General features: G+C 53.4%; 8 protein-coding genes. All 8 read right to left on the bottom strand.

What is annotated here, in order from left to right:
• Window positions 1-28: 28 nt before the first annotated feature.
• From LC508_RS20840 to LC508_RS20805, 8 genes are read right to left on the bottom strand one after another with little or no spacing between them, the layout of a single operon-like run.
• Window positions 29-997 carry an acetylxylan esterase gene (locus LC508_RS20840; protein WP_103730942.1) on the bottom strand — a complete coding sequence of 323 codons (969 nt, stop codon included), beginning with the start codon at window positions 995-997 and terminating at the stop codon, window positions 29-31.
• 44 nt (window positions 998-1,041) lie between these two features.
• The gene (locus LC508_RS20835; RefSeq protein ID WP_103730941.1) at window positions 1,042-2,088 is read right to left on the bottom strand and encodes an alcohol dehydrogenase catalytic domain-containing protein; all 1,047 of its coding nucleotides are present in this window, start codon (window positions 2,086-2,088) and stop codon (window positions 1,042-1,044) included.
• Between the two features lie 12 nt (window positions 2,089-2,100).
• Window positions 2,101-4,653 (bottom strand): glycoside hydrolase family 2 protein, encoded by a 2,553-nt coding sequence (locus tag LC508_RS20830; RefSeq protein ID WP_103730940.1) that lies wholly within the window; start codon window positions 4,651-4,653, stop codon window positions 2,101-2,103.
• Window positions 4,654-4,667: 14 nt separating this feature from the next.
• Window positions 4,668-5,363 (bottom strand): deoxyribose-phosphate aldolase, encoded by a 696-nt coding sequence (gene deoC / locus LC508_RS20825; protein ID WP_033141236.1) that lies wholly within the window; start codon window positions 5,361-5,363, stop codon window positions 4,668-4,670.
• A 1-nt stretch (window position 5,364) separates the two neighbouring features.
• A complete protein-coding gene (locus LC508_RS20820; RefSeq protein WP_103730939.1) occupies window positions 5,365-6,867 on the bottom strand; it encodes a xylulokinase in 1,503 nt (500 codons plus the stop codon).
• A 29-nt stretch (window positions 6,868-6,896) separates the two neighbouring features.
• Window positions 6,897-10,028 (bottom strand): glycosyl hydrolase family 2 protein, encoded by a 3,132-nt coding sequence (locus LC508_RS20815; RefSeq protein ID WP_103730938.1) that lies wholly within the window; start codon window positions 10,026-10,028, stop codon window positions 6,897-6,899.
• 11 nt (window positions 10,029-10,039) lie between these two features.
• The gene (locus LC508_RS20810; RefSeq protein WP_033141239.1) at window positions 10,040-11,458 is read right to left on the bottom strand and encodes an L-fucose/L-arabinose isomerase family protein; all 1,419 of its coding nucleotides are present in this window, start codon (window positions 11,456-11,458) and stop codon (window positions 10,040-10,042) included.
• Window positions 11,445-12,341: a D-psicose 3-epimerase gene (locus LC508_RS20805; protein ID WP_103730937.1), complete on the bottom strand. Its 897-nt coding sequence runs from the start codon at window positions 12,339-12,341 to the stop codon at window positions 11,445-11,447. Before LC508_RS20805 ends, LC508_RS20810 begins: the two co-directional genes overlap by 14 nt.
• Window positions 12,342-12,354: the final 13 nt, after the last annotated feature.

Below are 12,354 nucleotides of genomic sequence, written 5' to 3'. Positions count from 1 at the left end.
CGAAACACCTCCCGGAACTGAGGGGTGCTTAACAGTTACCTATGATATTACAGTGCCGCAGAAACACCAGCTTTTTCTCCATCTGTATGCTGTAAGCATTCTCATGTCCGCAGAACGGATAGATCTCTATCTGTTTATCCGATTCAATCCTGTTATAAGTAGCAAAAAAGCATTCTGCGGGGCAGGTCTTATCCTTTAAGGATACAGAACACAGGACAGGACAGGTAATGCGGGACGCCAGATTCATTGTGTCAAAGTAGCTCAATGTGCCGAAAGCCGTATCCGTATGCTTAGGAAATCTGCGGAGGTACGCGGCAGCGGCACCAAAGCTGCCGTACTCCCCCTCCACCCTCACTGCCAGATCACTGTTGCCCGGTACATCCGCCAGTGCTGCGGCAGGCCGGCTGTCCAATGCCGCGGCTGCCATGACAAGGGCTCCGCCCTGGCTGATTCCGTGGAGCACAATCCTGTCCCTGTCCGTCTCCTCCATGGCGCAGGCCGCGTCCACGGCACGGACGCTGTCCAGATAAACATGCCGGTAATAATACTCATGGGGATCTAAGATCCCTCTGCATGCAGGCCCGTCAAAATAAGCTTCCTGATAACAGGCATGGTCTGCTGTGATCCCGCCCTGTCCTCGGCAGTCCACAGCCAGAACCGCCATCCCCAGCGCTGTCCAGAAAAGATGGTCTGAGGGCATCCCTCTGCTGCCGGAAAATCCATGATACTGGATCACACAGGGAAGTCTTCCCCCGCCCGCCGTCCGCGGAGCCAGATACCAGCCGTGAATCCTGGTATTCTCCATCCCCTGATAACTGATGTCATACACATGGACCTTTTCCGCCGGATAATCCTCCAGCCTTTTCACTTCCAGTCCAAGCGGCAGCCTCCGGCTCTCTTCCAGAGACTGCTCCCAGAACAGATCAAAATCCAGTTTCCGGGTCAGGGGCGGCAGATATTTTTCCAGCTCTCTCTTCCTGTCTTCTATGTATCCCATCTCTGTCCTCCCGATTCAGGTCCGCGTTTTCCCGCGCCAAATAGTTACAATACAAATATGTTTTTCAGGTTCCTGCCTTCCCTTGCCGCGGCAAAAGCCTCCTCGTACTCCTCAAGAGCATATGTGGCAGAAACAATTTTATCTATATTCAGGACACCTGCCTGCACCAGCTTCATGCATTTTCTGTACTGGGTCAGACTGGCACGGCAGCTCCCTGTGAGGACAAGCTGTTTATAATGTACCTGATTGGTATTGATCGTCACCTCACACCTGTCAGCGGGAAGTCCGCCGAAAAAGTTCACCCTGCCGTTCACCGCCAGCAGTTCCAAAGCCTGTGCCTGCGCCTGGGGAGACGGGCACGCAGTGATGCAGACAGAAACACCCTGGCCCTGTGTCTGCTCCATGACGAATTCCTTCAGATCTCCGCCTGCGTATGTGGTGAAGAACGGGTCAAACTCCCTGCATATAGCCACCCTGTTTTCATTCAGATCCGTGATCATGACCTTTGCCGCACCGGCCATCTTTGCCAGCATACCGTGCATGATGCCGATAGGGCCGGCGCCGATGATCAGCACTGTGTCACAGGGCTTGATCCCTACCTGCTCAAAGCCATTGTATACACAGGATAACGGTTCCAGGACCGCCGCCTTCTCAAAAGTCATGTCCCCGTCGATCTCTATCTTCACTACATTGCCCTGGCGGACCGCCGCCTCGGGGATCACCACATATTCCGCAAATCCCCCGTCCATGTTGATCCCAAAGGCACGGTATTCCCGGCACAGATGGGTGTTGCCTGATACACAGGCGTCACAGGTGCCGCATCCCATATTCGGAGCGATCGCCACAGTCATTCCCGGCTCATAGCCGATCACAGCTTTCCCGGCCTGCTCAATGATCCCGGATATCTCATGTCCGTAGATACGTGGTGTCTCCTTTGTCACTCCCTGGTATCCGTTCTGGATCATCCGCAGGTCACTGCCGCAGATGGCTGCCGCTTTTACTTTCAGAAGAAGCTCACCGTCCCCGATCTCCGGTTTGGCCACATCGGTCAGCGCATAATCATTTTTTCCATAAAATTGTATTGCTTTCATTCTCTATCCCTCTCATCTCTCCGTGGCTTCCGGTGCATTCCAGGCCCGGACCACCAGGCTGTCCGTATGGGAAACGGCAATGCGTTTTACCTCCCCCGGATTCAGCCAGAACAAACTGCTTTCGGTTACAAATTCCGTATCTCTGTCAGGGCATTCCACGGTGACTCCGACTGCCGGAACATCCCCGGTATTGGAAATGACGGCATGGCCCTCTTTTACGTTACAGGTGAGCGTTGTTCCGGGCAGTGCCAGCAGACAGCCCTGTTTCTGCTGATAATTGAACCAGTAAAAGGTATCGTCCGCTTTTTCTCCTTCCACATACACCTCTGTAGTCAGCAGGACCGGTCCGCTGCCCACATCTGCTCTGTCCACAGGCAAGTGCCCGAGATAGGTTACATTTGCGCTGTCTCTTCCGCTGTACAACGCCTCGCTGATCACATGCAGGTTTTCATCGTAAGCCCTCACCTGTACACTCCATGCACTCCCATCCAGACGGTCTGCGTCATCCAGCAGGTATACAGGAAGCTTCACATCTTCCTCCATCCGCATGGATGAAAATAAAATGCAGGCGTGGAGCGGCTCATAACTGTCCTTGATTGCATAATAGGAAAGCTTCGGCACGCCGTAGTAATCAATTGTGGACCAGGAGCATGCCGGGTACACATCTGTCAGCTTGTAGTAACAGATTCCCGTGGATTCAGGCCACCTGCACCGGTAGGCTTCCAATGTATGGCGGACCGCCGTTGCCTGGGCCATCTGTGTTCCCCAGATAAAGCTCTCCATGGTATCCCCTGCACAGAATTCCGGCACCCGTTTACTCAGATGTGCCATATCATCAGGTTCAAGCTGGTTGAATCTGGGGGTGTGGTGCCCGAAGGAGCCAAAGCGGCTGGGCGGCCACTGTTCTGCCTCCTCTTTTGGCAGATACCGCATCACACTTCTGTGATTCGGCGCGGAAGCCATGCCGAATTCCCCCATAAAATGAGACCTCAGGTTAAGGCTCACATCAATATCCTGCATATCCCAGTACGTGGAATAATTGTGCAGGGCGCCTCCCCACGGTGAAGTCCTGTGGAATCCCCTGCTGCCGTCAAGCTCATAGGCACAGCGTGCCATCATATCCATGGCCCTGCCGTCAGCCCTGGCCGACTCATTTCCGCCGCACCACATGATCAGGGACGGATGGTTTCTCAGCCGCGGCATATGTACCAGCACCGTCTCCTCCAGTTCGTCAAAGGGCTGGTCCTTCTGGCTGTCCCAGCAGGTAGGCCACTCCTGCATGACCATGATCCCCAATTCGTCACACAAGTCATAAAACAGATCCGACTCCGGCATTCCGCCGCCCCAAGCACGGAGCAGCTGGATATTCTGGTCCCTGGCAAGGCTTAAAAACCTGTGGTACAGATTCCTGTCAAACCGCAGAAGCACATCCAGCGTGCACCAGTTCGTACCCTTGATGAAAACAGGGCGTCTATTTACTATAAATGTCCAGTTATGCTTGTCCTCATATGGTCCTCCCGGAAGCGGGCCCATCTCAATGGTGCGCATACCGAAAGTGGTATCAAAATACTGTGTCTCCCCCTGTTCTGTCACCACCGACAGACGAAGTGTGTACAGATTCTGTTCTCCCATATTGACCGGCCACCAGAGCCTTGGATCCTCGATTCTGGTCTGCAGATGGACGACCTGTCCATCCGTGTGGATCTCCGTCCCAAAGACAAAACTGCCGCCTTTTCCCTTGTGGTTCTTTCCTTCTATCTCGCCGGTGATGGTCACTTTTCCACCTGTTCCGTGAAATTTCATGCAGATATCCACAATCCCCTCATCTGTATCCCCACAGGATACCAGGGGCTTCTCACTGCAGCAGGAAGGTTTCTTTTCCTCCAGCCCGACGGGTGCCCATATACCCCTGCTGGGAATGCAGGCATAATGCCACCCATACACACAGTTGATGACAACACCGTCATGCCACCCCTCGTCGTTATCCATATATTCGGACATGGGCTGGGGCCTGGCCGGCGAGTTTTCTATCTTCACGATCAGGGTGTTCTCCCTCTGCAGATAAGGAGCGGCGTCAAATACAGGACGTCCGAACATTCCCTTGTGCTCTCCCAGGTAATGACCGTTCAGCCAGATTTTTGCATAATGGCAGATTCCTTCAAAGTACAACTGATTCGCTCTGCAGCCATCTTCCCGGGAAAATTCCTTTTTCAGCCACCAGGTCTTATAACTGTACTCCCTGGCAGTTTTATCATTCAGCCCCACCGTAGGGTCCGGAATGATCCCGGCTTCATAGAGGGCCGTATGTACACTGCACGGTACATTGGCCGGAATACTGTCCTTCCAGGGCACCGATAGATCCAGCCTCTCCCTCTCGTCCCCGTCCCAGACCATCTGCCAGATGCCGTTTAGGGATACACGGTTCTCCGTATCCTTTATCACGACTTTTCTGTCCGCATCCAGCCCTGTCATAACAGCCGGTGTCTCCAGCATGGACGGCTTCGGCGCCCAGGCTTCTTTCTCCAGCTCGTCCAGGGATTTTCTGATTCCCAGCCTTTGAGTCATCGCTTCTCCTCCTCTCAGTTTTCTGCCGCAAGCCGTTCTCTCAGCTCCTCCACGATCTTCACACCGGCACTGGTCCCGATTCGTTCCGCTCCGGCCTCGATCATGGTAAGGGCAGTATCCAGATCCCGGATTCCTCCGGCTGCCTTTACTTTTATCTCATCACCGACCAGGGATTTCATCAGACGCACATCCTCCGCTGTGGCTCCCCCTGTACCGAATCCGGTGGATGTCTTGATAAAGTCGGGTTTTACCTCCAGGGCGATCTTACAGAGGATCTCCTTCTCCTCCTGGGTCAGATAACAATTTTCAAAAATCACTTTGGATAACACGCCCGCTTTCCGGCAGATTTCCACAATGCTCTCCATCTCCCTGCGGATATAGTCCAGATTCCTGTTCTTCAGCTCCACAAGATTGACAACATAGTCGATCTCATCCGCGCCTTCCCGGATTGCTGTCTCCGTCTCAAATACTTTCGTTTCGATGGTTGTCTGGCCCAGAGGAAAACTTATGGCTGCGCCCACATGCACATCGCTGTCTTTAAGGAACTCCCTGCATTTTTTTACCGGCGCTGAATTGATCGCCACCATCTTAAAATCATACGCTGCGCTCTCCTTACAAAACGCCTGGAAATCCTCGTCGCTCACATATGCTTTTAACAGTGTCTGGTCAATCATTTTTGCAAGTTTCTGTGGTGTAAGATTATTTTTCATGTCATTCTCCTCTTTCCTTTTCTCCGAAAGCCCCAAGGGCCTCCAGTAGGTTTACATAAATTTCTTTGTTTTTGTGATATATCTCATATCTCTCTTTATCCGGAAGATATACCTCTTCTCTCAGAGGCGCCTTCATGACGGCTTTTAAATCCCCAAGCAGTCCTGTACCGTAAGCCGCCAGCATGGCACTGGCGTACACTGCCGTATCCGCTTCCTGCAGGGGCCGGTAAGGTATCCCCAGTGCGTCTGCCTTTATCTGGCTGAAGACTGCACTTCTGGCGCCTCCCCCGGCTCCGTAAATATACTTGGGTGAAATCTGTGGATTCTGCCTCTTCAAAATGGAATAATAGTACGCGTATTCATATGCGATACTCTCCATAATACTCCGGTACATATGAGCTCCGGTGTGATGAAAAGAAAGCCCCCAGTATGCGCCTCTCACCCCGGGATCATTTGGACAGGTACGGCCTGAAAAATGCGGTACGAAATACAATCCGCCGCTGCCTGCCTCCAGCCTTTCGGCCTGTTTGTTCCAATATTCATAATCCCTGCCGTTCTGTTCCAGAAACCACCGCAGGCAGAGTCCTCCGCCTCCGATATATGCCAGGGGCGTGTAAAGCCCGTCTATCACTGACCTGGAAAACAGTATGGTCTTCGTCTCCAGATCCGGCGTAAAGCGGTCCGTGCTGCAGGAAAAAATGGAAGCAGTCCCGGCCACATCATAAATCATATCCTTTTCCACGATCCCCGCACCCAGAGCGGAAGCCGCAGAATCCCCGCATCCGGCCACCACCCTTGTCCCGCTTGTGAGACCGCAGGCCTTTGCCGCCTGCTCGGTCAGCCTGCCCACCTCGGTCCAGGGGCTTACGATCCGGGGCATCTTATCCTTCTCTATGCCGAACTCCGAGAGCAGACCCTCATCCCAGACTTTCCTCCTGTTGTCCGCAAATCCGGAGAAGTGCAGATGGGTATAATCGATCCACGCCTGCTCCGCCTTCAGCCCGCACAGCTTTCCGGCCACAAAGACCCCGGGCAGGACGAACTTGGCAGCCTTCTCATACTCTGCCGGCCTTTCTGCCTTTCTCCATAATATCTTCGGACCGTGTGTGTAAGTGACCGGTCCCCCGGTCCGGCGGATGACCTCATCCCCGGCCCGGTTTATCATTGTATGGATATACGGTTCACACCGGGTATCCAGCCAGGAATCATAAGGGCCAACCGCTTCAAAGTCAGCATCCACTGCCATGATGCCCGCCATCTGCGCGTCGATTCCCATGGCAGCCACCTGTTTTGGCGGGACACCGCTCTTTTTCATCAGCGCGTTTACGGTCCGCAGAACGGAACCATAGATATCCTCAGCGTTCTGGCAGACCTCCCCGGGTCCGCCGTATATAAGATTTGACTTCTCAAAGGCCTCCGACATTTTCTTTCCGTCCAGGGAAAAAAGGGCAGCCTTTGTTCCCTGTGTTCCGATGTCTATACCAACCGCATACTGTAACTTCATATGTCATCCTTTCCCGCATTTTGGTTCCTTCAATATATTAGTTCAGGGGTCACAAGGATTCCCAGCTCCTTCAGCATATACTCATCGCTCCAGCGGTCATTTTTCGTCCTCCAGGAACAGGAGGCGAACCAGGAATAATTCCTGTCGCAGTTGTGGAGCTGCCCAAAGGTGTGGTAACGGTTTCCGAATGCTGTGATCTCCAGCAGATGCTCCCCTGCCTCCAGATCACCCAAATCCACCTCATAGGGGGCAAAGGCAATACTTCCCGTACGTTTCCCATCGACTGCAGCACCCAGAAGCGGTCCGCTGAAATACTGGGCTCTCAGGCGCATATGGCCTCCGGGAGCTGTAAACTTGCATCGGTATGTAAGGTTCCCTCCGTAAAAGGGCATGCCTTGGCGGGTCAGATCACCGAATACCACCTTTTCGGGCGCCGGGATGATCCGTTTTTCTTTTCCGAATACTTCCACCCCGAAATCCCCCAGCAGATAGCAGCTTTCCACATTGGCCTTTTCCCCGTAGGGCATCCTCAGCTCTATGGTGTTGCTTCCCCGGCGAAGCGGCGGTATCTTCACCACCTCTATGGATTCATCGGTAAACCATCCGGAAGATTCTTCTTCCACCAGGCTGCCGTTCACATAGATCTCTGTTTTGTCCCGGCTCTCAAGGGCAAGGCTTGCCCATGTATCGGTAAGGGAATCTACGGCAAACCGGAGAGAGAGTACATTGGGAAATCCCTTTTCATCCTTCACGGTCCAGGGCTGCGCTCCTGCCTCCTCTTTGGGCGGATAGCCAAAACGTCTGCGGCAGATATTGTCAAGTTTCAGAATATCCTCCTCCGGCTGCCATGGTTCCCGGTCGATCCTGTATTCTGCTTTGTCAAGAAGCAGCACATTCGGCTCCTCTCTCATCACCTCGAAAGGCTGAGTCAGCCGGATCCTGCTGGACGGTTCCCTTATCTCCGCCGCGTTTCCGCTGCCCTGCTGCCGCTCTGCAGCCGGAGCCAGCCGGATCAGCAGGCTGTCATGCACGCCCAGTCTCCATTCCGCTCTGGTCTGTCCGTTTCTGTGTGTACACTGCAGTTTTTCTGTCTCTCCTGTCATGGCATCATAAACCGTCAGGTCATATTCCCCCTGTATCCGCAGGTGTATGTTCTCCACATAAGGGTAATCCTCACAGTCCACCATGCTCCAGAAGGTATCCCGCACTTTCTCATATCCATGTGCCAGGAACAGCCATCTGCCGTCCTCATCCTGCCTCATCTGATATACCAGGTTGTCCGCTCGTCCGCCGCTGTCCAGAAGCACATCCACATCGCGCCATGGCTCCAGACATTTGAGAACCGCCCCTTTTTCAAAGGTCAGCACCTCACACTTTCCGGCAAACTCCCTTACCTTTTCGGAGAATACGCCGTCCATGCAGACGGGCGCTTCCCCCAGGATCACCACTTTGCCTCCGCTGCCGGCAAAAGCCAGAAGGCGGTCCACCGTGCTCTCCCGCAGCGTGATACAGCCCGGAACCAGGATCACCTGATAACGCATTTCCCCCATACAGAAGCCCTGGCTGTCAAATGCGCCGTTCGTCTCTTCCGCCAGAAGCGCTTCACTGATATAATCAAAATCCATCTGACCGAAGGTGAGCCATCCGCACAGATCTCTGTACTGGTTTTCCAAGGCTTCCTGCTTCTCGTAGGTCTGGTCATAAGGTCCGAAAGTCATCCAGAAGGATTCCACGGGATGTATGACACCGACTTTTACCTGCGGCCTCCCGCTTGTCAGAGCCGCATTGACCCGTCCGAAATAATTTTCGATCAGGGGGTATTCCTTATACCAGGGTGACTGATAGTTTATGGATGCCGGATAATCCCTCTTGGCCTCCCCCTCCATGGAGAGCCAGCTCACATGGTGCACTCTCACGGCAATGCCCAGGGCTGCCTGCCAGTCTCCCGACATTTTGTGTCCCCGGAAATCAAAATCCCAGTTTGTCACCCCGTATGTCTCACTCAGAGCACCGAAACGCCCGAACTGCCGTGAAACACTCTGGGCCATTTTTGCGGTGGGATAATCCCGCTGGTCTGACAGCACATCGTGGCCCGGCAGATGAAAATGCCGCAGGGACCTCATAGTCTCCCCTGTGAACACGGTCTGGGAGCGGAGTGTCTCCTCCCCCTTCATGTGTCCTGTCAGCGCCAGGTTGTGATTTTCGCACCAACTTCCCACATTTGCCGCGTACGCTTCCACAAAACGGTCTGTCAGATGGTTGATATACTGATATCGGAAGGTGGCCGCCGTCTCTTTTCCCTTTTCCCATATAACCTCGGGCAGATGTTCAAGGAGCGAAGCCCTGTATGCAGTCTGAAAGCTCTCATCAAAATCATCGGTGAAGGGCAGGCGGACAGGCTTTTTCTCCTCCGCAAAATTCAGGTTTTCCATCTCCGCAAACTGCGGCTCGTCTGTAAATATGGCAGGGATGCTCTTTCCAAAGTCAGCCCCCACTTTCTCATAATACCGCTCATGGGTGATGTGGATAAAACGGTCAAGAGCAGGCTTATCCAGGGTATTGACATAGGTCTGGTTGTTCCACCAGGAAGATTTCTCATCAACTGTCAGGTAGGCGTACCATATAGTTTCCCCGTCCCCGCACCGGATACTCTCCTCCTGCTCTGCCACATATCCCTCCAGATATCCCATGGTGAGCCGCACCCTGTATGCCATGACAAAGTATCCTTTAGGTTCCTCCCCCTGACGGCACTTTCTCTGGAATGTCTCCCTGTCCTTCTCGTATCCGTCCTGCCTGCATGGCGTAAACAGAAGATACCGCTCTCTGTACTGGATATCCTTTGTCACATAGCCGCCGCCGAATCCCGATGCGTACCTGTCCTCATCATAGAGCCAGCAGAGCATGTCCTTCTGCTTTGCCGTCTCATTGCAGTCTGACACCATGTCCATGAACTCGTCACCCAGATATTCCGTATTCATACCTGTACGGCAGTGCATATGAAAACCGCCCATTCCCATTTCTTTAAAATATCCAATCTGTTTCCTCAGATTTTCCTTTTTCAGGGTACAATTCCACGCCCAGAACGGCGTCCCCCTGAACCGGGCCGGAGGATTCCTGAAATCCTCCTCCCGCATCTTCTCAGGTCTGTGCTCTAAATACACGGCGCCACCTCCTATTGTAATATCTGTACATCCATGTTAAGCAGCCTGGCTGTCAGCTTCAGAGCCTCCGTACAGTCCCCGTACACACCGTGGATATGGTTACAGGGGAACTTCTCCAGGAATTCATCCGCGGTCACCTGAAGCCTTGTGAAGGCTACCGGCCAGGCCGGGGTGGTGGTGTTTCCCATGGCAGTCATCTTTTCCTTGTCAAATTCCACGATCTCGGCAGGTACAATAGTCATCACGTATTTTCCGTTCTTCCTGGCAAGCCTTGCAAGAGTCACCCTGCCTGCACGGGCAAAATGATGTACGCTGGCGCCGCCTGCGGGATAATAATGCGTCTCCGGGCAGAAGGTCACGTGCTTTAAGTTCTCCGCCGGGTCCATGGATGCACCTGCAAAGTATGTGGCATGGGTGCCTGAGTTGGAGAAGAACCACACGTCATTCTCCTTGTCATAGTGGCGCACATCCGCGAAAAGAACCGGTTTCCCTGTGAGCAGCTTGAATAACTGCATAGTCAGAGCGCCGTCCATATCCGACTCCGTGGCAGCCACGATGGGTTCCTTGGGCCCGTCAAAATCATACGGGTCATTTAAGAATGCCTCCGCGATATCCATGGTGATATAGCGGTCTGTCAGGTCCCCGTGCGCTTTGATGCCCACAAAATCCAGGCCTCTGTCCGCAATGATCTTCCGCAGTCCGTAGTAGGAGCGGATCTGCAGCTTCAGCTTCTCAGGCGTCAGGCCGATGCCGTCATACGCAATGCTTCCCACATTGGCTTCCAGCCACGCAAAGGCATGCTCCACCTTTTCCTCCGCCACGGTCTCTCCTGCCCGGATGATGTCATCCTGCTCCACATTCTCCACATCGATCCCGAATTCTTTCTGCCACTGCTCCAGATTCGCCACGGCTGTGTACATGCCCAGGGGACGTCCGCCGAAGTTGCCGAACGTCATTCCCTTCAGTCTCTTGACAGCAGCCGCTGCCTTCAGGAAATCCACCATTTTTCCCAGAACCTCCGGCTCATTAATAGAACCCCACAGCTTCTGGAATTTTACATTTAACTGTTCCAGGGTTCCCGCTGCCGCCATCATTCCCACCATACCGCACTCAGAGGGATGGAGGTTGCAGAACAGCAGATAAGGGCCCGGGGCAAAATTCAGAGCCACTGCGGTAAACTGCGGATAACACCAGATCGTATAATTGAAGATCGTCGCCTCCACACCTGCCCTCTGCAGCTTCTTGGCCTCTCTTTTTGCCTCCTCATTGCTGTGCACAGGCACATCCCCTGCTGTCACCTCGAAAAGGCCTGTGGATTCCAGAGCCTCCTTGATCTCTCTCTGGTAATCCATATTTAACTGCGCGTATTCCTCATGCAGATATTCCCTGCCGTCTGACATGGTCAAAAGACCTACTTTAATTTTTTCCATCCTGATCTCCTCCTGATCTTAATTTTTCTCTGATAAATGTCAATGCCTCTTCTGCCATCTCATCCATCTGTACCTCGGAAGCATTTCCGCTCTGGTCACGGTATATTTTGATATCCTTTCCCACCTGTCCGCCCGGGCGCACAAAGGGTTCCATGACGATTTTCCCCCGGTAATCTATGTCTCTTAACCCCCGGATCAAATCGTCCCAGTCCATATGTCCCCTGCCGGGAACCTTGCGATTGCATTCCCCTATATGGAAATGTCCCAGAAGCTCTCCTGCCGTCTTTATCGCCTCGGAGAAGGAATCCTCCTCAATGTTCATATGGAAGCAGTCAAGGAGCAGCTTTATCTTTGGACTGTCCAGCTCACGGACAAAGTCCACGCCCTCGGCGGCTGTATTGAGCAGATACTGCTCATAACGGTTCACGATTTCCAGGCAGTAATTGATATCATATTCCTCTGCCATATGGGACAGTTCCCGCAGGGAGTCCAGGCTTCTCTCTCTGGCCTTCTGCTTATAGTCATATGTGACCGTACCGCCCGGCCAGCAGGAGTAAATGATACCGCCCAGCGTATCACCGCCCATCTGGCGGATACATTTTAACAGTTCTCCCACATACCGGATTCCCGATGCTCTGACAGATGCGTCCTCACAGGCCAGGTCATACTGAGGGGGAAGGCCGATACAGTAGGTGAGGTCGATCCCCGCATCCTCTGCCCTGGATGCAATCTCCCTTCTCTGCGCTGCTGTCATGTCCGGCAGGCATCCCGCTGCCAGCTCCAGCACATCAAAGCCCAGCTTTTTGGCCTTCTCAATATATCTGCAGTAATCTGCCTCCCATTCCTTCTCCCAGAAGGCAAAATAAATTCCTATCTTGTTCATACCTGCATCCTCC

Origin of the sequence: Blautia parvula (assembly GCF_020215665.1) — a bacterium.
Lineage (GTDB): Bacteria > Bacillota > Clostridia > Lachnospirales > Lachnospiraceae > Blautia > Blautia celeris.
Note: the sequence above shows the minus strand (reverse complement) of the source record. Positions and strands in the feature narration are given on the sequence as shown.

Coding starts and splice junctions, on each gene's coding strand:
- deoC (WP_033141236.1), bottom strand. CDS start 5,363: ATGAAAAATAATCTTACACCACAGAAACTTGCAAAAATGATTGACCAG.
- LC508_RS20840 (WP_103730942.1), bottom strand. CDS start 997: ATGGGATACATAGAAGACAGGAAGAGAGAGCTGGAAAAATATCTGCCG.
- LC508_RS20835 (WP_103730941.1), bottom strand. CDS start 2,088: ATGAAAGCAATACAATTTTATGGAAAAAATGATTATGCGCTGACCGAT.
- LC508_RS20810 (WP_033141239.1), bottom strand. CDS start 11,458: ATGGAAAAAATTAAAGTAGGTCTTTTGACCATGTCAGACGGCAGGGAA.
- LC508_RS20805 (WP_103730937.1), bottom strand. CDS start 12,341: ATGAACAAGATAGGAATTTATTTTGCCTTCTGGGAGAAGGAATGGGAG.
- LC508_RS20820 (WP_103730939.1), bottom strand. CDS start 6,867: ATGAAGTTACAGTATGCGGTTGGTATAGACATCGGAACACAGGGAACA.
- LC508_RS20830 (WP_103730940.1), bottom strand. CDS start 4,653: ATGACTCAAAGGCTGGGAATCAGAAAATCCCTGGACGAGCTGGAGAAA.